The sequence below is a fragment of the Streptomyces sp. NPDC048275 genome (genome assembly GCF_040652275.1).
GTDB lineage: Bacteria > Actinomycetota > Actinomycetes > Streptomycetales > Streptomycetaceae > Streptomyces.
The window spans coordinates 36482-55643 of sequence record NZ_JBEZLR010000045.1; the positions used below are offsets into that span (position 1 = coordinate 36482).

16 protein-coding genes and 2 pseudogenes are annotated in these 19162 nt (G+C 68.7%); 8 read left to right on the plus strand and 10 right to left on the minus strand.

Features of this window, described 5'->3' with window-relative positions; all coding sequences use genetic code 11:
* Positions 1 to 142: 142 nt before the first annotated feature.
* Together AB0D57_RS25325 and AB0D57_RS25330 are read right to left on the minus strand one after the other, a co-directional pair.
* On the minus strand, positions 143 to 1372 hold the full coding sequence (locus AB0D57_RS25325) for a family 16 glycosylhydrolase (protein WP_362077173.1): 1230 nt from the start codon (positions 1370 to 1372) through the stop codon (positions 143 to 145).
* 652 nt (positions 1373 to 2024) lie between these two features.
* Complete coding sequence (locus tag AB0D57_RS25330; RefSeq protein ID WP_362077244.1) at positions 2025 to 2558, minus strand: hypothetical protein; 534 nt, start codon at positions 2556 to 2558, stop codon at positions 2025 to 2027.
* On the opposite strand from AB0D57_RS25330, the pseudogene AB0D57_RS25335 reads away from it, so the two are divergent.
* Both AB0D57_RS25335 and AB0D57_RS25340 read left to right on the plus strand, forming a co-directional pair.
* Positions 2451 to 2687 (plus strand): annotated as a pseudogene (locus tag AB0D57_RS25335) (DNA-binding protein); the annotation flags it as partial. The gene AB0D57_RS25330 and the pseudogene AB0D57_RS25335 overlap by 108 nt on opposite strands.
* Before the next feature lie 229 nt (positions 2688 to 2916).
* Positions 2917 to 3927 (plus strand): DUF6215 domain-containing protein, encoded by a 1011-nt coding sequence (locus tag AB0D57_RS25340; protein ID WP_362077176.1) that lies wholly within the window; start codon positions 2917 to 2919, stop codon positions 3925 to 3927.
* Between the two features lie 135 nt (positions 3928 to 4062).
* On the opposite strand, the gene AB0D57_RS25345 is transcribed toward AB0D57_RS25340, so the two are convergent.
* The 7 genes and pseudogenes from AB0D57_RS25345 to AB0D57_RS25375 all read right to left on the minus strand — a co-directional run bounded on the left by AB0D57_RS25345 (position 4063) and on the right by AB0D57_RS25375 (position 7592).
* Entirely contained in the window at positions 4063 to 4551 is a 489-nt protein-coding gene (locus AB0D57_RS25345) for a hypothetical protein (RefSeq protein ID WP_362077179.1), read from the minus strand.
* Positions 4552 to 4957: 406 nt separating this feature from the next.
* Entirely contained in the window at positions 4958 to 5188 is a 231-nt protein-coding gene (locus AB0D57_RS25350; RefSeq protein WP_362077181.1) for a hypothetical protein, read from the minus strand.
* A 94-nt stretch (positions 5189 to 5282) separates the two neighbouring features.
* Positions 5283 to 5552, minus strand: coding sequence for a hypothetical protein (locus tag AB0D57_RS25355; protein WP_362077184.1), 270 nt, complete (start codon positions 5550 to 5552; stop codon positions 5283 to 5285).
* A gap of 1 nt (position 5553) precedes the next feature.
* Positions 5554 to 5775, minus strand: coding sequence for a helix-turn-helix transcriptional regulator (locus tag AB0D57_RS25360; RefSeq protein WP_266636582.1), 222 nt, complete (start codon positions 5773 to 5775; stop codon positions 5554 to 5556).
* Complete coding sequence (locus AB0D57_RS25365; RefSeq protein WP_362077237.1) at positions 5775 to 6266, minus strand: DUF2975 domain-containing protein; 492 nt, start codon at positions 6264 to 6266, stop codon at positions 5775 to 5777. Before AB0D57_RS25365 ends, AB0D57_RS25360 begins: the two co-directional genes overlap by 1 nt.
* Positions 6267 to 6805: 539 nt before the next feature.
* A pseudogene (locus AB0D57_RS25370) lies at positions 6806 to 6941 on the minus strand (IS701 family transposase); the annotation flags it as partial.
* 330 nt (positions 6942 to 7271) lie between these two features.
* Positions 7272 to 7592 (minus strand): hypothetical protein, encoded by a 321-nt coding sequence (locus AB0D57_RS25375; protein ID WP_362077239.1) that lies wholly within the window; start codon positions 7590 to 7592, stop codon positions 7272 to 7274.
* 413 nt (positions 7593 to 8005) lie between these two features.
* Here AB0D57_RS25375 and AB0D57_RS25380 point away from each other — a divergent pair, with 413 nt between their 5' ends.
* From AB0D57_RS25380 to AB0D57_RS25390, 3 genes are all read left to right on the plus strand, one after another.
* Positions 8006 to 10333, plus strand: coding sequence for a SpoIIE family protein phosphatase (locus AB0D57_RS25380; RefSeq protein WP_362077189.1), 2328 nt, complete (start codon positions 8006 to 8008; stop codon positions 10331 to 10333).
* Positions 10334 to 10594: 261 nt separating this feature from the next.
* Positions 10595 to 12715, plus strand: a complete 2121-nt coding sequence (locus AB0D57_RS25385) for a SpoIIE family protein phosphatase (RefSeq protein WP_362077192.1) — start codon at positions 10595 to 10597, stop codon at positions 12713 to 12715.
* A 90-nt stretch (positions 12716 to 12805) separates the two neighbouring features.
* The gene (locus AB0D57_RS25390) at positions 12806 to 13024 is read left to right on the plus strand and encodes a hypothetical protein (RefSeq protein WP_362077195.1); all 219 of its coding nucleotides are present in this window, start codon (positions 12806 to 12808) and stop codon (positions 13022 to 13024) included.
* A gap of 298 nt (positions 13025 to 13322) precedes the next feature.
* Here AB0D57_RS25390 and AB0D57_RS25395 read toward each other — a convergent pair whose 3' ends face one another.
* On the minus strand, positions 13323 to 14162 hold the full coding sequence (locus AB0D57_RS25395; RefSeq protein ID WP_362077198.1) for a patatin-like phospholipase family protein: 840 nt from the start codon (positions 14160 to 14162) through the stop codon (positions 13323 to 13325).
* A 387-nt stretch (positions 14163 to 14549) separates the two neighbouring features.
* Between AB0D57_RS25395 and AB0D57_RS25400 the strand changes: the two genes are divergently transcribed.
* From AB0D57_RS25400 to AB0D57_RS25410, 3 genes are all read left to right on the plus strand, one after another.
* On the plus strand, positions 14550 to 16766 hold the full coding sequence (locus tag AB0D57_RS25400) for an MMPL family transporter (protein WP_362077241.1): 2217 nt from the start codon (positions 14550 to 14552) through the stop codon (positions 16764 to 16766).
* A 124-nt stretch (positions 16767 to 16890) separates the two neighbouring features.
* Complete coding sequence (locus tag AB0D57_RS25405; protein WP_362077201.1) at positions 16891 to 18234, plus strand: histidine kinase; 1344 nt, start codon at positions 16891 to 16893, stop codon at positions 18232 to 18234.
* On the plus strand, positions 18231 to 18887 hold the full coding sequence (locus tag AB0D57_RS25410) for a response regulator transcription factor (RefSeq protein WP_362077204.1): 657 nt from the start codon (positions 18231 to 18233) through the stop codon (positions 18885 to 18887). The genes AB0D57_RS25405 and AB0D57_RS25410 overlap by 4 nt, the downstream gene beginning before the upstream one ends.
* The last annotated feature ends 275 nt before the right edge of the window (positions 18888 to 19162 follow it).

Genomic DNA, 19162 nt, shown 5'->3' on the forward strand with positions numbered 1-19162 from the left:
GGCGTCGGTTGCCGATTCCCCCATCGCGTCGACGCCCCTCTCCGCCTTGCAGTTGCACGCACCAAGCCCCGCTCGCCAGCGCTGTTTTGGCGCCTCTTCGTTCCTGCCACCTACTCCGCCGGACAGACCCAGGGCCAGCGGCTCAGCCGACCGTCCACTTCTGGGCGGCGGTGCCGTTGCAAGTCCAGATCTGCAGCCGGGTGCCGTTGGCCGAGTTGGCGCCCGTCACGTCCAGACACTTGTTCGCCTGCGGGTTCACGATGTCGTTCGCCGAGGAGACGACCCACTTCTGGTTCGGTCCGCCCGTGCAGTCCCACAACTGGACCGTCGAGCCGTCCGCCGTCCCGTTGCCGGTGACGTCGAGGCACTTGCCGAGCGCGCGGATCGTCCCGTCCGAGCCGACGGTCCACTGCTGGGCGGCAGAGCCGTTGCAGTCGTAGAGCTGTACGGGGGTGCCGTTGGCGGAGTTCGCCGCCGCGACGTCCACGCACTTCCCGGCGAGCCCCTTGATCGCGACGCCGGCGGCCGTGTCGCCCGTGGTCACCGACACCGAGTCCACCAGCAGTTGCTGCGGGAAGACGGTGGAGCCGTCCGGGTCGCCCGGCCAGTAGCCGCCCACCGCCAGGTTCAGGATCAGGAAGAACGGCTTGTTGAACACCCAGGAGTTCCCGCCCAGGTCGGCGGGTGTGCGCCGCTGGTAGACGGTGCCGTCCACCGACCAGGTGATCGAGTCGGGGGCCCAGTCAATGGCGAAGGTGTGGAAGGCGTCGGCGAAGGCCTGGCCGTTCGGAAGGGAGTAGGCCGCGCCTATACCGCCCGAGCCGGAGTAGCCCGGGCCGTGGATCGTGCCGTGGACCGTGGAGGGCTCGTAGCCCACGTTCTCCATGATGTCGATCTCGCCCGAGGCCGGCCAGTTGACCGGTGTGCCGAGCATCCAGAACGCGGGCCACATGCCCTGCCCGCGCGGGATCTTCATCCGGGCCTCGATGTGCCCGTACTGCGCGGTGAACTTACCGGCCGTGTTCAGACGGGCCGACGTGTACTGGCAAGTCCCGTACCAACACTGGTAGTTGGCCGGGTTCTCCCGGCGGGCCGTGATGACCAGATGACCCTGACCGTCCAGGGCCGCGTTGTTGTTGCCCGACGTGTAGTACTGCCGCTCGTGGTTGTTGACGTTGTCGCCGGTCTCGATCTGCCACTTCGAGGAGTCGACGGCCGCTCCGGCGGCCCCGTCGAAGGTGTCGGAGAACACCACGGCGGCGGCCCCGACACTCGGGGCGTCTGCCTGTGCCGGGCCGATCGCGGCGGTCGCGACCAGCATGGCAGAGAGGGCGGCGAGGAGACATCTGCGGAGCGATCGTGGCGAGACCACGGCTCTCCCTTCCGGCACACGGGTGCGCCGAGCGAGGTGGGGGGTGAGTGCGTCGCCCCATGATTTAAGAAGTGAGATAAGGGGGCGTCAATAGCTTGGTACGGACCAGATGATGTAGGCGTGAAATGCGCCATGCCGCATTCGGCATCACCGATGCCCGGTACGAAGCCATACGTGCTGTTGCGTAAGCCACTGGAGCGGTCGTCGAAGGTTACCGTCGCCAAGTACGCGCGAGCGCCTGGGCCTGCTGCGGGTGCGCGAGTAGCTCCCTGGTCTTGCTCAACGCGGGACCCGGACAGGGAAGATGGCTAAAACCAGGCTAATACCGTGGAGCCGACCGGCCCCAGCCGCGACGTACGCCTTCTCTGGCATCAGGCGGCTGATTGTGCGGTGAGCGGAGCGAGCCGCCTTGATGATGTAGGGAAGCTCAGTACCGATCCGAAGGCGCTCCCTCGCAGTCGGCCTCCGTACAGCAGCGGAGTACCGCAACCGCAGCGACAGCCGCCTCCGTTAACGTCTCTTCGGGGCCACGTAGCGGCCGGTATGGCCGTAACTGACCATCCTCGCTAGAGCTACGGATCAGAAGGCGCCGTGCAAGGGCCTGCCCTTTGAGGCAGACCCTTCGGCCGCACAGGCTGCCGCCGGCTGAGACCTACCCGTCGAGGTGCTCGGACCACCATCCTCGGTCGGCTTGCCAATCCTGGAACCAGGCCACGAAGTCGGCTTCTAGTTCGCTCTCCTCCCCCGCGTCCGCGTACGGAGCCACGCATCCATCTCCCAGCCACCAGACCCGGCCGCGCTGAGCCCCCGTGACCACGAGTACCCAGAACTCGCAGTCACGGTTGCCGCCCAGGAGGACCGAGCCGTTCTGATAGATGCCGTGGAGCAGAGGTGAGTGCTCATCGTGGTCGTAGTAGTCGTACTCCCACTGCCACTCCTCCTCCAGAGGGAAGGGCTCAGTGAACTTGCGTACAGCCGTTCCGTCGAACGGTTCGGGGCTGAGCCAGCAATCGGCCTTCCAGCTATGCCAGTTCCCGGGAACTCTGCCCAGAGGAAGGAGCGCGTGTGCCGTGGATGCCGCCCAGCCCTGGAATGGGCCCTGTCCCGCCTCGTCGTCGAACCGGTCACCGAGCCCATTGCCCGCCACGCCGCCACCCTCCTCGCCGACGCCGGCCTGCACGGCCACAAGTGCGCCATCGACGCCATGCTCAGCGCCACAGCCCTCGCCGCCCCCGGTCCGGCGACGGTCCTCACCTCAGACCCCGAGGACCTAATCGCCCTGTGCGGCTCTCGCATCACCGTCATCAAAGTCTGACGCCAGCAGCCGAGAGGGGTGCGCTCCCGGTGCCGTGGGTGTCCGGGCTCAGGGCGGTGGAGTGGTCCAGAACATCAGGCAGCTTCGGCTCAGCCCTTGCACCCGCTGTCGTCTCGATAGCCGATCTCGGGATCGTCGGCTTGGCGTCTCTTGCTTCGAGGCCCTGCACGTGCCCGGAATTGTGGCTTCCATCATGGCGAATGTGATCTTGTCCTGGTGAGATCGCCGGATGCTCGGTTTCCTCCTCCGTCTCCTGCCGTTCTGGGTCCGCGAGCCCCTGCTCATCGCGGTCGGGTCTGTTCTCGGCGTACGCATCATGTATCTCGCCCTCCACGATCACGATCGGGTCGCGGCCGGTCTCGGCGTGGTGTTCCTCGTGTTCACCGCAATACGCGTCTACGCGGTGATCCGGGCCCTGCGCGCACGCCGGAACTCGAGTCCGACAGCCGCCGCAGACGGGGCGGCAGTCGATGCTGCCGCCCAGCCCAAGGCGCAGGCCCAGGCCGGAACCGGGCCGCGTCCCAGCCCGGACACTCCGGAGAAGGAGCACAACGCATGGGGCCAGGCCGTCGCGGCCGTGGCCGTGTTCGGGGCACTCGCGGCCGCGCTGTGGCTGGCCCCACGCTTCATGCCGTCCGACGACAACACCCCCCAGCCCGCCTCGTGTTCGGGCGGGACACACGAGGAGCTTCCGAAGGCCTACAAGGACACGCCCCAGCCTGTGACCGGTGAAGAGCTGTGCAAGGCGCTCAACCGGCCAGACCTGGCCAAGCTCCTTGGAACGCCTGAAGAGACCGCGACCACTGTTTCCAGCACCAACAACACCGCTCCTCTGACTGATGGGAAGGTCGCCCAACCGGAGGCCGAGGTCACGTTCGACACGTACACCGTGAATGTCTCGGCCACTTACAACGAGCTGTCGACCGACCAGTACGTGAAGCTGATGAAGTTCGGGGATGAGAAGGACATCAAGACGCTTACGATCCTCGGTCGGCCCGCGGTCCTCTCCTCGGATCACACCATGAAGATCGAGATCAATCTCGGGAATGGCGGATCCGGCGGACCGGTCGAACAAGGCCCCCTGGCCAGGACGCTGACCGTGGCCCTGGACCGTGATGACCGAGGCGGCTACTGCGACATCACCGTGTGGAGCACGTCCGGAGCCTTCCCGAGCGACAGCGTTCTCCTCAACATCGCCGAGAAGGTTCTTCCGAGGATCCCCGAACGACCTGTCCGATGAGACGCCGAAACACCTCGGCGAAAAATTCGGTTCAGTCGCGCTGCCGGCGACGGCATCAGTCTTGTGCAACTTTATTAATGGCTCATAGGAGGCCCGCGGCTAGGGGTGCTCTTAGTCTCGAGGCTAGGTGGCACGTCACAACGGCGACGAGCGAACTGCGAAGTTCTCTCCGCCATAAAGAGACTCATAGCGAACCTCGATGAGCATTCTCCGGGAGATGAGTTCCCAAAACCATCTGTGCTCATCTTCGCTGAAACCATCGACGTGCAGCAAATAGCTCTTCTGCCCCACGAGAAGAGCCGCGCCTTCGACCAGGGTCAGTACCTTAGGCTGAAACGGGAAGGACTCGGTTACTCTGCGATAGGTCTGCAGGTCCCACTGTCCGACGACCTCCCCGTCGAATGTCACTACGGTCTTCGTCACAATCGCCGGGCCAAGACCAGCATTGATGACCTCGAGGCGGGCTATGTCGTCGTTGTAGCCCTTGACCATCCGAATCTGCAGCAAGGGTCGCACGGACTGCCGGTTGTGTTCTCGGGCGGACTTTGTCTGCACCAGGCTGATCCAGAGTGAACCAACCGCTATCACGGTCGCGCAGACAGCAATGCCCGTATTAGCGTCCATCTTCGCCCCCCACCGATGCGGCACTTAACGAAGAGACTCATTCACCCGGCATACGGTTCCACTGCTGGAGTACACCGACGCGCCCCTTGCGCGAGTCCGAGGAGGGCGAGCGGTCGGCTGGCGTCGCAGGCGTTGTGCCGGGGGCCGGCGGCGATGCTGCCAGTCCCCTCCCTGGGAGCAGATCCCACTGCAGGGCCGCACCCGCCACACCGGCCACAGCCGCGGCGAGATCCGCCGCATCAAGGTGTGCACGGTGAACAGCCTGCGTAGTGCGCGCCTCGGCCGAGCAGGTAGCTGGCGTGCTCGCGCTGGGTGTGCTTGGCGTCGCTGGTCACGACCACGCCCGCCAGGTCGCCGAGGGGCTCCAACAAGGGCTGGAAGCAGGTGATTTCGTTGGTCTTCTCGCCTACGTCTTCTCGCCTACATCGAGTTGGGCCAGGACCAGGCCGGAGAGGTGGTCGCGGGCGGCGAGCAGATGGATCTTGCGGCCCGTGGCCCTGGCCGCTGCGCGCAGGGTCTTGCCGTCGACCGCCACTGCGTGCAGCTGACCGTCGGCCCCAGCGCGCCGGTCGGCCAGCCGGCGGCCCGCCGCCCGGTCCAGCGCGTCGTCGTCGATGCGGCCCAGCAGCCGCCGCACCGTCGCCTCCGCCGGCAATCACCGCTTCGGGGACAGCGGATCGGGCCGTAGGCCAAGGCGCTCCAGGACGGACGACGGGGCGTCGGTGATCCACTCACCCACCGCCAGCAGGGAGGTCGCTCCGGCCAGATGCGTACGCGGTCAGCGCGAGCACGACGACCAGAGCGTGCCGTACGCCGCGCGGATCGCGAGGGCCGGGCACCTCGGCCAGTCGCTCCAGCAGGCCCGGGATCTCCTCGGGAACGGCCTCGGGATGCTCGCGGAGCTGGTCAAAGGCAGGCGGGATCGGCGATGATGCGTAGGCGGGCACGGTCTTCCACTCGGAGCGCGGGGCGTCGAGAACTCCATGATCTTGGAAGGGCACGTCATCCGCCTGCGGCGTCCTCGGCCTCCCAGCGCAGCAGGTCGCCCGGCTGACACTTGAGCACCTCGCAGAGCGCGGCGAGCGTCGCGAAGCGCACCGCCTTGGCGCGGCCGTTCTTGAGTACCGCCAGGTTGGCGGGCGTGATCCCTACGCGATCCGCGAGCTCGCCCACGGACATCTTCCGCCTGGCCAGCATCACGTCGATGTCGACGACGATCGGCATCAGATCACCTCGTCCAACTCGGCCTGCATCTGCGCCGCTTCGACGTCGCGCGCGACGGCCTGGACGAGCAGCATCCGCAGCACGAGCACGATCAGCGCGACCCCCAGGATGGCCACGCCGACCCCGCCCATGATGACGGTGACGCCCGGGTCCTCCCGCTGGCCCGGCGCATTGATGGCCGTGACCGCGAACCACAGGAGGGCAGCCGCCACGATCGCGCCGATCACGCCGTCCACGTACCGGAAGGCGGCATGGGAGAATACGGTTCCGCGTCGCACCATCGTCACCAGCCGCCATACGCAGATCAGCGCGACCTGGGCCGACGCCATGCCCAGGATTGTGATCACGCGCAGCGGGGTCAGCGGGAGCGACCCGTCCTCCGGGTCGCTCCCGCTGACCAATGTCCACACCATCAATGCCTGCACGAACACGGTGCCGGCGAGCACCACCACGAGCACGGCGCGCAGCGCACCCACTGTCAGCTTCCCCACGACCCACCCCTCCATCGATTAACGATGGGAATCTATCGAAATTCGATAGGTGAAGCAAGAGCTGGGACAGAGGGTGGGCGGCAGTTCCGCACCGTGGCGGGACGCCGCCGCCTCCCATGGCATGGCGGTTGCGCGAACTGTCCTGATCTTGTCGAAGTCGGCCTCGCTCGAACGCAGATCGGACACCACCCGACTACGCCGAAGCCCTGGGTAACACCCGACTGACGTCCAAGGCGGTGTCGGCGCGTGCCACAGTCGTGCCACATCAGGCGGTCAGCCACGGTCAACGACGGTTCCCCGCAGCCGAGATGTGCCGCTGAGCCGGGGCTCCTCCAGCCTGGAGGGCCCTGCACACTCTTGCCACCCCGCACCTCCACCCTTACAAGGCAACGCTCCCCTGAACGCCCTGATCGAGCCTCCCGGCTCCAGCGGGGCCGCAGTCGCCCGTGGCAGGGACTCGAGGGGTATGAACTGTCGCCGGTGTCATTGCTGGTTCCGGCGGTGCGATCACCGCTGCTTTCATCACCGCTGTCGGTTTACTGGCGCTGTCCACCTGCCGAGGCCCGGCCATTCTTCCTTCACAAAGCCGGTCTCGTCGACGAGGAGAACACCGCCGTCGGCCCCGAGGTGTTCGACGGGGTAGGTGCGGACGTCGTCTCGGACGGCATCCGCGTCCCGGCGGGCGTAGCGCAGCAGGCGCTGCATCGGCCTGGGCCGGGCGTGGCCGGCCCGCTCGATCAGCCGTCAGCAGTACTTGCGCTCGACACCCGACACCAGCCCGAGCAGGTAGGCGCGCGCGGTCGTCCGGGGCTCAACCCGCCCGAACCGGGCTGCAATCAGGGCCATGGCCTGGTCGGACATCGCCCGCCAACGGACAGGGCCTACGCCATGGCCCGCGGTCACCGCACAATCTTCAGGAGTCCACACGACCCCCGATGACCACGCGGTGGCCGTACCTATCGCCAGCCCTGCTCCTACGTCGCTTCGGGTGCGACACGTCGTTTCCTATGCGGTGCCGGGACCGTCGAGGAAGCGAAGCAGCACGGCGGCCTCCGCGCGGAGCTGCGCGGCTCGGTCAGCGTGCGCGGGCGCAGTCAACTGCGCTGCAACCTGCAGTCGCTCGGCGGCCTCAGCGCGCACGACATCCACCACACTGGGCTCGCTCAGCTCGCGCCGCGCTGCTTCGGTAGCGCCGACACCAACCGGCGACTGCTCAAGGGCCGAGCCGCGGAGCTCTGCTTCGTCCACGGGCACCGCCTCAGCGTTGTCCAGCGCAGCAAGTGTTGAGCGCAGGGCGCTCACTGCGGCCCGGTCACGGGCGCGCATCGCTTCCGGCAGGGCTTGACGCATACGAAGGCGTATAGACATGCCGGTGACCTTATGGCGGCCCCCCTGGACCCACAACGCGACATACGTGCGGCACCAGACTTACCGCCGACTGAGGCGCTACATCCCCGACAAGATCGCGAAGCCGTCACTTGTCTACACGGCGTGCCGGCACACCCAGGAACAGGTCCTGTTCGCAGACTCGGTTCCCGCAGCCCGCGGGCGAGCACGATCAACGACCCTGGAGGTGCTCAAGCCTGATACGGCCTGCTGACGTTGCCGTCAGAGCCTGCCGTCAGGACATGCCAGCTTTTGGCCGTAACTAAACGATCTTTGAACACGGGCCCTGGACAGCCGTGATGGGAGGCGGGCTGAGCCGATCGGCGTAACGATGGGGGCGGAGGTGTTTTCGAATGCCCAGCGGTGACGTGCTCGTACTCGTCGATGAGACTGGCCGGGTGATCGAGTGGGGGCGTCCGGCTGAGGAGCTCTTCGGTTGGTCCGCCGAAGAAGCCGTCGGGCAGTCCGTGACCGCACTCATGCGTGAGTTCGCCGCTGACGGCGAACGACGAGGGGAAAGCTTCTCGGATGCGGCCGCGGTGCTGGTCAAGCCGGTACTGCGAGGTACTTCCGTGGTGTGGCAGATGCTCGCAGCGGGGGACACCATGTCGGGGCAGGACGTGGCGATCTTGAAGGCTGCGTTCACCCATTCCCCAGTGGAATTGCACGTCCTCGACAATCAGCTGCGCGTGATCCGCATGAGCACCGCCACCGGCGGAATGCCTGACACACCAGTGAGGCACCTGCTGGGCAAGCATTTCACCGAGGCGTGTGAACTCGCAGACCCCGAGGAAGAAACCGCTGTGGCGCAAAGGGTCCTGGCGAGCGGAGAGCCGGTCGTGGACCGGATCGTCCGTTGTGTCAAGGCACGAGGCCAGCCCGCGCGGCGTATCCAGTCCGTCTCCTACTTCCGTGTGGAGGACTCTCACAGCAACGTGGTCGGACTGGTCGTGTCCACGGTCGACGTCACCGAGCGAGAGAACGCACAGAACCGCCTGGCCCTCCTGGACACGGTCCGCGCACGAGTGGGGAACCGGCTGAACGTGATGGATGTCTGCTGGGAACTGGTGGAGGCGGTGGTGCCCGCCTTCGCCGGCATCGCCGACGTCGAGGTGATCGAAGACGTCGTCTGCGGAGAGGACCCTCCCCTGGTGCCCGTCCACGGGGACGTTCCACTGCGCCGAGCAGCCTTCCAGGGCCGAATCTCGGGTCCCCCCGTCGGAGTCGTGCGACCGATGCCGACCGGCACCCCCTTCTCGGACGTCCTGTCGGACCTTCGGCCTCGCCTGGTGCCGATCGGGGAGGACAGCTCGTGGCTGGCCGCCGACCCGGCGCGGGCCGACGTCATCAGGCGATCCGGTGCCCACTCCCTGATCGTGGTACCGCTGGCGTTGCGCGGCCATGCTCTGGGCGTGGTCAGCTTCTACCGCCACCGGCAGGAAGACCCCTTTGAAGAGGAGGATGTCGGGGTGGCGTCCGCCGTGTGTACGCACGCTGCCCTCTGCATCGACAACGCCCGTCAGTTCATGCGCGAGTGGATTATCGCGCGAACCGTCCAGCGCAGACTTCTCCCTCACCAACCGGCCACACATGCCACCGTGGAGATCTCCCAACTGCACCTTCCCGCTCCGGAGGGCGGCGGCGCGTGGTCCGACGCGATCTCACTGCCAGGTGCACGGACCGCGCTGATCGTCGGCGACGTGGCAGGGCAAGGTATCGCCGCGGCCATCACGATGGGACTCCTGCGGACGGCCGTCCACACGCTCGCCGCCCTGGATCTGCAGCCCGACGAACTGCTTGCCCGCCTCAGCGACACCGCGGCCCGTCTCGTGGCCGCGCGCAAAACGCTGCCTCCCATGGATCCCCTGAACCGCGAGCCGCTCACCGCCGGCTGCGTCATCGCGATCTACGACCCGGTCGATCTCACCTGCACCGTCGCCCGCGCCGGCCTCCCTGAGCCGGTCGCGGTCTTTCCCGACGGCACCTCGGCCAGCCTGCCCATACCCTCAGGCCCCCAACTCGCCGGAACAGGCAACGCCCCATTCCCCGCGACCACCGTCAGCCTCCCCGAAGGAAGCACTCTGGCGATGGGCACGGCCACGCTCGCGGACGAGGTCCTGGCGCCATCCGGTCCACTACGCCCACTCCTGGAAGGCGCCGGCACAAGACCCCTGCCGGATCTGTGCGACGACATCGCGCACGCACTCACGGACGGCCACCGGACCGGCGAGACACAGATGCTGCTGGCCCGGACGAAGGCGCTGCCCCAAGATCGGGTACTGACCCGCGCCCTGCCTGCGGACCCCCAGGCCGCCCCCATCGCCCGCGCAGCGGCCCGCCGCCGACTGGAAGTTTGGGGTATGGACGAGGAGACGGCCTTCACCACCGAGCTCATCGTCAGCGAGCTCGTCGGCAACGCTGTCCGCTACGGCGCTCCACCCCTGCAACTTCGCCTGGTCCTCGAGCGGATGCTGACCTGCGAGGTCAGCGACACCGCGACCAGCGCTCCGCAGGTGAAACATGCCCGCACCATCGACGAGACAGGCCGAGGGCTGTTCATCATCGCGAGCGTCGCGGAACAGTGGGGCACCCGCTACCAAGCCCAGGGAAAGACCGTCTGGGCAGAGCAGCCGGTAGGGGGGTCAGCGGAGCGCGGAAACGGTGCCGGGCGGCCCACGTGAGCGCGGCAGGCGCTGCCCGCCGTGCTGCATCCCGGATCGCGAAATGTGCCGCCGCGCCGACCCTGACGCGCACTGAGCCAGGCCTCAGCGCCCACAAGGTCACAAGGTCACAAGGCCACAAGGCCACAAGCGACCCCGCCCCCATGGGGCGACACGGCGTGGGCGCCATGGGGGGGGGACCCCGTTTCTCTGGAAGTGGCACGGGGGTTTCGACCTGGAGCCCGGCCCGCGCTCAACGCTGTGCCCCAACAGTTGTCAGCGTTGGCCGCCTGGTTGCTTCACCCTGGCGGCCTCGATGCGGCGTGTCAGCATCGGGCAGGTGCCGGGCTCTTTCAGGGGACGTATCAGCGAAAAGACCGCAATACGATGGGGAAGGATCGTTTGGGTCATCGCTCGACGATTGTCAGGGAGCGGCAGATGGACACCTGGGACGAATTCCTTCGCTGGGCTACCCCATCGGCTCTTCTGACGATGGATGGCACCATCCACTCCCTCAACGCCCCGATGGCCGCGGCGCTCGGCAGGCCGGCGAACCAGTGCGTAGGTTACGACTTTCTCGGCCTGTTGCCCGAAACCCAACGAGCCTCGGCCGAGAGTCTGCTGATACACGGGGTCACGACGAAGACGGTCGCGATGCGTGTGCTGGAATTCTCCGGACCGGGCAGCGCATCCGTCGTCAGCCTCATCGAGGCCCGGCCGGTGAAGGATCCCGCAAGTCGCGAGCGGCTGGTGTGGGTGCACTCGGTGGACGCGCGAAACGACCCGGGCGGCCTGCTGATCCCGTTCCGGTTGGCGGCCGCAGCCGCGGACCTCGGCCTGTGGATGTACGCACCCGGAAGGCGCCGGCTGGATTGGCTGGGTGGCGCACCCGCTCTGGCCCCGCTGTTCCCGCATGCCTCGACGTCCTTGTCCAGGGTGGTCCGGCGAGTTCACCCAGATGACCGGAAAGCGCTGAGACGGCTCGTGCGCTCGACCGCAGCCCAGTCCCCCTGGATCAGCCTGCGGTTCCGTACCGAGAACGACGGGTGGCACCATATCGCCTGCCAGATCCGTCGGATCCAGCTGGGCTATGGCGGCCCTGAGCAGGTCTTCGGAGTGATCCGCGACGACACCCGGCTCGAGGCGGGCAGACAGAAAGCACTGGCCACGCTCTGGGCCGAGCGGCAGCGTGCCGACGAGATCGCCGCCTTCTCCGCCGCCCTGATCACCGCCGCCACCGAGCAGGAACTGCAGCAGGTCGTCCTGACACGGGTCGCCGCAACCTTCGGCGGCACGGGCGCCGTACTGACACTCCTCGACAATGAAACAGGGCTCCTGCGCGCCTCCTCCGATGCCAGGGTCGACCCTCGGCAGATCGACGCCATGGAAGGCCTGCCTCTCGATGAACCGCAACCGTTGACCTGCGCGATCCGAACCGGCAAGCCGCACTTCATCCCCAACCACGAAGAACTCATGCGTGACTGGCCGCAAACGGCCGGCATTCCGTGGCTCGGCTCCTTCATCGGCATATCGATCGCCCCGCTCAGTCCGGTCGGCGACCAGCCGCTCGGGGCCTGGGTCGTGACCTACGACAGCGAGCACCACTCACCCCCGGACGAGCGTGCCCTCATGACTACTCTGGCCGACCTGGCAGGCCAGGCACTCAGACGCATCCGATTGCAGCAGGCCCGCGTCGAGCTGGCCGCGGCGCTCCAGCAGAGCATGCTGCCCACGCTGCCCGAGCATCTCCCGGGCTTGGAGGTCGCCGCCCGCTACCGGCCCAGCCGAGACGGGCTCGACATCGGCGGCGACTGGTACGACGCCTTCGTGATGCCCGACGGTGCGGTGGCCCTGGAGATCGGCGACAGCCAAGGGCACGACGTGGATGCCGCTGCCTTCATGGGACGGGTACGCACCTCCATCCGCGCGATCGCCCCACACGAACCGGAGCCGGCAACCGTGCTGACGCGCACCAACGAACTGCTTGTCACGATGAACGCGTCACGATTCGCCAGCTGCACCATGCTGTACATCGGTCCACGCGAAGGACAGGTCACCGGCACCAGCGCAGGCCATGTGCCGTTGCTCTGTGTGCGCGAGGACGGCAGCAGTGACATCCGCGAGCTGCCGGGTGGTCCGGTGCTGGGAGTCCTGTCAGGCACCGACTACCTCGAGGAGACCTTCACGCTGGAGGAGGGCACCGCGCTGATCATGGTCACCGACGGTGTGGTCGAAGGGCCGGGCTTGACGCTGGACGCCGGCCTGGAGCGGGTCGGAACACTGGCCGCCCAAGCCCTCCACGACGGACTGAACGCCGAGGCGATCGCTGACCGGATCCTCGACGCTGCGGTCGCGGTGGACCACCTCGACGACGTGGCCGTGCTCGTCATCAGGCGCATATGACGACGCCCTTCGCGTGCGCACTGCATCCCACCTTCACGGTGTCCTCATGGCGGGTGCGGTGTGCCTTGCCCTCGCAGCAGGTCTCAGGCCATGGCCGTGCTGCGCGACCGCACGGTCACCGCCCGGCTCGCCCTGGCCAGCGCCGCCGCCCTCCTCTCCGACGCCGGCCTGCACGGCCACAAATACGCCGTCGAAGCCATGCTCAGCGCCACCGCCCTTGCCTCACCGGGCCCCGTCACGGTCCTCACCTCGGATCCCGAAGACGTCACCGCACTGTGCGGCGGACGCATCACCGTGATCAAGGCCTGACCAGACGGGCTGGGCCGAGGGCTCCTGGTCGACGAGGAGCAGGGGGCGCCCCGCTGGTGCACCTGGCCTCCCCCGCCGACCGCTGAGATCAGCGGCTGGGCCTCCACCTGGGACGAGTGCCGGATCCGAGCCCGAGGCGCCTGCCTTGCATCGCTGGCGTTGAGTATCTGGCCGTCGGCGGACGCACTGCTCGCCGCCCCTGTGTTCTCGGGGCCCGACAGCAAGTGACACGGCGCGTGCCTCGGCGTGCGTCGCGCCGCCGAGGACGGCCTCGACGATGGCCTCCTGGACGGGAGGCTCAGCCGTGCCAGATGGTGCGGATCTGTTCGGCGTGCTCGGCTGCCTGGCGCAGCCCTGCGCGGGCCGCGCCGGGGATGCGGGACGCGTCCAGGGGGTTACGGCCGCACGCGCGGCGGGCCGCTCGGTCCGGGACCAGCAGAGCGGCCCGGGCGCCGCCCGCGACAAGGGCGGCCACCTGATCGGAGGCGCCCGGGGTCGCCCCCGGTGGGTTGGGAATCGGGGCCAGCACGACGACCCGTCGGCAGTCGTGCACCAAGTCGGCGTTGGTCGTGGAGCGCACACCCCCGTCCATCCAGCGCCCCGCCCCGATCGTGATCGGCGGGAACAGCGGTGGCAGCGCGCAACTGGCCGACATCGCCGTCACCAGGTCGATTCCGCTGTCGGCACTGAAGCCGTTCGGCTCGCCGGTGAGCGCGTCCACCGCGAACAGCCGCACCGGCCTCTTTGGCCACTCCTGAACAGGCAGTTGGGGACGGATCGCGTCGAGGACCTCGGCCTCCGTCATGTGGCGCACTTTCAGCGCGAGCCTGCCCAGCCGTTTGACCACGGTCGCCGGATCGCGCGAACCGAGCGCGGCCCACAGGTACTTGACCGTCATGGTGAAGGTGAAGTCCACCTCCATCATGGCCCGCTTCCGGACGACCTGGACCGCGTACAGGTCGGCCGGCGCCGCACCTGTGGCCAGTTCCACCGCGAGCAGCGAGCCGGCCGACGTGCCGGCGAGCACGTCAGCACCGCCGAGGTCCACCCCGGCGTCGGCCAGCCCCGCCAGCATGCCGACCTGCCACGCGTACGCGGTGAGCCCGCCCCCGCCCAACACCAGTGCCGTGTCCGCCACTTCCACCCTCCCGACTATCGGGGACCGGTCCCCGTTTACCGTCCCGACGGTAGCATGCAACCGGGGAATGGTCCCCGTTTCTGCCTGTACATCTGAGGGATGACATGCGTACGGCACCGGGGTACCGGTGGCCGAGGCCGTATTCACCTCGCCGGTGCCATCGGATGACGGCGAAGCGTTCCTAGCGTGGTTCCACGGGGCCTCGAGGCCTCCGACCCGCTCTTCCCGCCCTCTCACTGCCCTCTGCACGTCTTCAAGCACGTCTTCGTGCACGTCTTCGTGCACGTCTTCAAGCACGTCTTCGTGCACGTCTTCGTGCACGTCTTCAGGCACGTCTTCAGGCACGTCTTCGTGCACGTCTTCAGGCACGCCCTCCGGGAGTACTCCGTGGCCACCTTCCTCTACCGGCTCGGCCGGTTCTCGTTCCGACGACGACGGCTCGTCCTGATGCTGTGGATCACCGTCCTGGCCGCCGTCGGCATCGGGGCCGGCACCGTCTCCGCCGGCACGACGGACACCTTCGCCATCCCCGGCACCCAGTCCCAGAAGGCCTTGGACCTGCTGGAGAAGGAGTTCCCGCAGGCGTCGGCCTCCGGGGCCACCGCCCGGGTGGTGTTCGAGGCGCCGGACGGGAAGAAGCTGACGTCCGCGGCCACCAAGGCCGAGGTCGAGGACCTGGTCACCGAGCTGAAGTCGGCGTCCCAGGTGGCGAGTGTCGCCGACCCCTACACCAGCGGCACCGTCAGCAAGGACGGCGCCATCGGCTACGCCCAGGTGACCTACTCGGTCGTCCAGGCCGATGTCTCCGACCAGGCCCGCGCCGACCTGGAGCAGGTCGCCGAGCAGGGTGAGGAGGCCGGCCTCGCGGTGAGCATGGGTGGCACCGCCGTCAACGAAGAGCCCGAGCAGAGCGCGACCGAGCTGATCGGCATCGCGATCGCCGCCGTCGTCATGGTCATCACCTTCGGCTCGCTGGTCGCAGCCGGACTGCCGCTGCTGACCGCGCTGTTCGGCGTCATCGCGGCGATCTGCGGGATCACCGTCGCGAGCGCGTTCATCGACCTCAGCTCCAGCACCAGCACGCCGGCGCTGATGCTGGGCCTCGCGGTGGCCATCGACTACGCCCTGTTCATCGTCTCCCGCTATCGAGGGGAGCTGAGGGAGGGGCACGAGCCGGAGGAGGCCGCCGGGCGGGCCCTGGGGACGGCCGGGTCGGCCGTGGTGTTCGCCGGTCTGACCGTGGTCATCGCGCTGGCCGGGCTCGGCGCCGTCGGCATCAAGATCCTGACCGACATCGGGCTCGGCGCCGCGTTCGCGGTCGTCGTCGCCGTGGTCATCGCCCTCACCCTGCTGCCCGCGATGCTCGGCTTCGTCGGGCCGCGGATCTCGACGGGGAAGCTCAAGACGCGCCGTATGCGGGCGATCGAGAGCGGCGAGCGCGAATCGATGGGCGTGCGCTGGGCGCGGTTCGTGCTGCGCAACCCGGTGAAGGTCCTCGCGGCCTCGGTGGCCGGTCTGCTCCTGCTCGCCCTTCCGGCCTTCTCGCTGCAACTCGGTATGCCCAGCGACGCGACGGCCACGCCCGGCAGTACCCAGCGCACCGCCTACGACACCATCACCGACGGCTTCGGCCCCGGCTACAACGGCCCGCTGACGGTCGTGGTCGACGCCCACGGCAGCGACGACCCCGAGGCCGCGGCCAAGGACGCGGTAACCCTGCTCGACGATCTGCCCGATGTCGCGTCGGTGAGCCCGGCGACCTTCGACACGACCGGCGACGTGGCCCTGATCCGCGCCGTGCCGGACAGCTCCCCCACCAGCGAGGAGACGGTCGACCTCGTCTCCGAGATCCGCGACCGGGGCGCCGCCTTCCAGAACGACACCGGGGCCGAGCTGATGGTCACCGGCACCACCGCGCTCAACATCGACATCTCCGACAAGCTGAGCGACGCCCTGATCCCGTATCTGTGCGTGGTCGTCGGCCTGGCGCTGGTCCTGCTGATGCTGATGTTCCGCTCGATCCTCGTCCCGCTCAAGGCGGCCCTCGGCTTCCTTCTCAGCGTCCTCGCGACCCTCGGCGTCGTCGTCGCCGTCTTCCAGTGGGGCTGGGCGGCGGATGTCTTCGGCGTCGACCAGACCGGCCCGATCGTGAGCGTGCTGCCGATCTTCATGGTCGGTGTGGTGTTCGGGCTCGCGATGGACTACCAGGTCTTCCTCGTCACCCGGATGCGGGAGGAGTACGTCCACGGGGCCGAGCCGAGGGAAGCGGTGGTCGCCGGTTTCCGGCACGGGGCCCGGGTGGTCACGGCCGCCGCGGTCATCATGATCTCCGTGTTCGCCGGGTTCCTGTTCAGCGACACCGCGCTCATCAAGTCGATCGGCCTGGGCCTCGCCTCCGCCGTGCTCTTCGACGCCTTCGTGGTCCGGATGACCATCGTCCCGGCGGTCATGGCCCTGCTGGGCCGCCGCGCCTGGGCTCTGCCCGCCTGGCTCGAGCGGGTGCTGCCCGACGTGGATGTCGAGGGCGAGAAGCTGCGGCACCTGCTGGACAAGGACCCCAGGGCCATGGAGGAGCCCCAGCCGGTTCCCACCGGAAAGGGCTGAGCGGTCGGCCGTACGATCCGAAGCAGGCGTACGGCACGAACCTCAGCCGTGACCACCCGCCCCGCCCGCCGGTCCCACTCCCCCGGGACCGGCGGGCGGCCCCTGTATCGAGAGGGTGTACGACGTGACCGCACCGACCGCTCCCGGGCCCTCGGCTCCTTCCGTCACGCCCGAGACCCTGCTGGGCGGGGCGGAGCGGCGCTCGGACGTCGTGGTCATGCAGTGGCTCATGCGGATGCGCCAGGCGGACCAGGCTCATCCGTGGGTCTGGCGATGGACGGTGCCGATCCTCTGCGCGGCGATCGGTGGCCCGGCTCTGCGGGACGCGGTGAACGGCATCGGACCCGGCGTACCGACGATGCTGGCGGTGATGACCGGATACTGCGTTCCGCTGCTGTGGCGGCAGCGGCGGCCCGTACTGGTCTTCGCCCTCACCTCCGCCGTCGCCGCGGTGTCCCTCGCCCTGGACGCCGCCACGGGCTCCGAAGCCGCGCGGATCGTGGCGCTGCTCAGCGTGGGCCGCAGCGTCCGGCCCGTCACGCTGGCGGTCTGTCTGACGGTCGCCGTCACACAGACGTCCGTAGCGGTCGTCGTCCGCGGCGGCGCCCAGTCGACCGACCTGCAGACTCCGGTGCTGGCGCTCGTCCAGTCGGCGCTCGTGGCCGCGGTCGCCGCGGCGGGCCTGGTGGGCCGGGTCGTGAACGCGTACATCAGGGCCCTGCACGAGCGCGCCGTACGCCTCGAGGTCGAACGCGACCAGCGTGCCCGCCTCGCCGCAGCCGCCGAACGCGCCCGCGTCGCGCGCGAGATGCACGACATCCTCGGCCACACCCTCGCCGTCATCGTCGGCCTCGCGAACGGCGCCGCCGGACTCACCGAGGCGAAACCCCAACGGGGCGCCGAGACTCTGCGCATCATCGCCGACAGCGGACGCGGCGCCCTGGCCGAGTTGCGCCGCCTCCTCGCCGTCATCGGCGATGACGAGAAGGCCGCCCCCGAAGAGACCCCGCTCGCCCCCCAGCCGGGCATCAACGACCTGAAACCCCTGCTGGAGCGCGTCCGCGCCGCCGGCCCCACCGTCACCCTGCGCACCGACGGCGACCTGACCCATCTCGCCACCGGCCTCCAACTGGCCGTCTACCGCGTCGTCCAAGAGGCCCTGACCAACACCCTCAAGCACGCCGCCCCCGACACCAGCGCCCATGTCACCGTCACCGCCGACGGCACCGCCGTACACGTCACCGTCGAGGACACCGGACCGCCGCGCACCCCGCCGGCGCACGCCCAAGAAGGCGACGGACGCGGCCTGGTCGGGATGCGCGAGCGGGCCGCCCTCTACGGGGGAAGTGTCACCGCGGGCCCCAACCCCCTCGGAGGCTGGACGGTCCGCGCCCGCCTCCTGATCACGACCACGACCACCACCTCGACCTCGACCTCGACCTCGACCACGGAGAAACGCCGCGCATGACCACCGTCCTCATCGTCGACGACCAGGCCCTGCAACGCCTCGGCTTCAGCATGCTCATCGAGCAGCACCCCGACCTGACCGTGGTCGGCGAGGCCAGGCACGGCGCCGAGGCGGTCCGTATGACCGCCGAACTGCGCCCCGACATCGTCCTGATGGACGTACGCATGCCCGGCATGGACGGCATCGAGGCCACGCGCCGCATCGTCGAGTCCGGCGGACGTTCCCGCGTCCTGGTGCTGACCACCTTCGACCTCGACGAGTACGCCTACGCCGCCCTGCGCGCCGGAGCCAGCGGGTTCCTGCTGAAGGACGCGCTGCCCGACGAGCTCATCGCCGGTATCCGCGCGGTGGCCGCCGGGGACGCCGTCATCGCCCCCGGCCTGACCCGCAAACTCATCGACTCGTTCACCGAGCGACTGCCCGGCCACACCCCCGAACAGGAACGACAGCTCTCCGACCTCACCCCACGCGAACGCGAGGTCCTCACCGCCATCGCCTCCGGCTGGAGCAACGCCGAGATCGCCGAACGCCTCCACCTCGCCGAATCCACCGTCAAGTCGCATGTCAGCCGCATCCTCGCCAAGATCGGCGCCCGGGACCGCGTCCAGGCCGCCATCTTCGCCTACGACACGGGGCTCGTCCGGCCGGCATGAACCCCGCAGCGGCAGTCGCGGCGCCGGACTCCATGACCGGAGGCCCTCGTCCGGAGCACCGCCTTCACGCTCCTGGGCGCCTGGTGGTGGCCCGCGGCGCCCGTAGGAGTCGTACTCGGCCCGGCCTCCTGGCGGTCACTGCGCCACGCGGTCCACGCCCTGTGCCGCACCACCGAAGCGGTCTTCGCCCTGCAGCACACCGACTCTCCCTGGCCATGAGGCCGGGGTCACAGAGGTGGCGAGGGCAAGGTCACAGGCTCGGCCTCTGCTGTCGC

Excerpts from the sequence above, each read along its gene's own strand:
- AB0D57_RS25410 (WP_362077204.1), top strand. The coding sequence starts at position 18,231 with ATGACCACCGTCCTCATCGTCGACGACCAGGCCCTGCAACGCCTCGGC.
- AB0D57_RS25345 (WP_362077179.1), bottom strand. The coding sequence starts at position 4,551 with ATGGACGCTAATACGGGCATTGCTGTCTGCGCGACCGTGATAGCGGTT.
- AB0D57_RS25375 (WP_362077239.1), bottom strand. The coding sequence starts at position 7,592 with ATGCGCGCCCGTGACCGGGCCGCAGTGAGCGCCCTGCGCTCAACACTT.
- AB0D57_RS25340 (WP_362077176.1), top strand. The coding sequence starts at position 2,917 with ATGCTCGGTTTCCTCCTCCGTCTCCTGCCGTTCTGGGTCCGCGAGCCC.
- AB0D57_RS25360 (WP_266636582.1), bottom strand. The coding sequence starts at position 5,775 with ATGCCGATCGTCGTCGACATCGACGTGATGCTGGCCAGGCGGAAGATG.
- AB0D57_RS25380 (WP_362077189.1), top strand. The coding sequence starts at position 8,006 with ATGCCCAGCGGTGACGTGCTCGTACTCGTCGATGAGACTGGCCGGGTG.
- AB0D57_RS25390 (WP_362077195.1), top strand. The coding sequence starts at position 12,806 with ATGGCCGTGCTGCGCGACCGCACGGTCACCGCCCGGCTCGCCCTGGCC.